The organism is Armatimonadota bacterium (assembly GCA_025059775.1).
Classification (GTDB): Bacteria; Sysuimicrobiota; Sysuimicrobiia; order Sysuimicrobiales; family Sysuimicrobiaceae; genus Sysuimicrobium.
In genome coordinates this window covers 1-504 of the sequence record JANXCW010000059.1, presented here as the reverse complement: position 1 = coordinate 504, position 504 = coordinate 1, and the positions used below count along the sequence as shown (strand labels likewise).

Annotated in this window: 1 protein-coding gene; it reads right to left on the bottom strand. The window is 64.7% G+C overall.

Annotated features, from left to right (window positions below; genetic code table 11):
- Positions 1-56 precede the first annotated feature (56 nt).
- On the bottom strand, positions 57-504 hold a 448-nt coding region (locus N0A24_12350; GenBank protein ID MCS7174125.1), incomplete at its 5' end, for a hypothetical protein.

Genomic DNA, 504 nt, shown 5'->3' with positions numbered 1-504 from the left:
AGGTCGTTGCCTTCCCTGTCCAGCACGAAGGCGTATCCCAGCACCGCTCCGCCGATTCAAGGCGCCGTGCGGCGCGTCTTGCGGTCGGATACCTGCGCCACGCCCTGCGTCGCCATTGCCTCGTCTTGCAGGTAGCGGTCGTTGCCCCGCAGGTCTATCTCTGCTGTCATCGCGTGGTCAGCGGAGGTCGTACCCCCTGCGCCCAGGTAGGTGTCGTCGCCGCCCGCGTCCACAATGAGTAGATACTTCTCAGGTAGATAGGTATCCGCGCGACCGTCACGCAGGGCGACGATACCGTACGGGGTCGGGATGTCCAGCCGAAAGCCGTCGGGCAGGGGCGTCTTTGCCAGTTCTGTTGCCGCACGCTCCAGGGCGAGCAGCAGGTCTTGCGCTCCTGCGAAGAGCGCCTTGAGGTCTACTCCGCGTAGCAACGCCCAGTATCGGACATTGGAAGCAGACTGCAACTCCTCCTGCTCGGCGGGCGGCAGGCAGAGCATCTCGTAG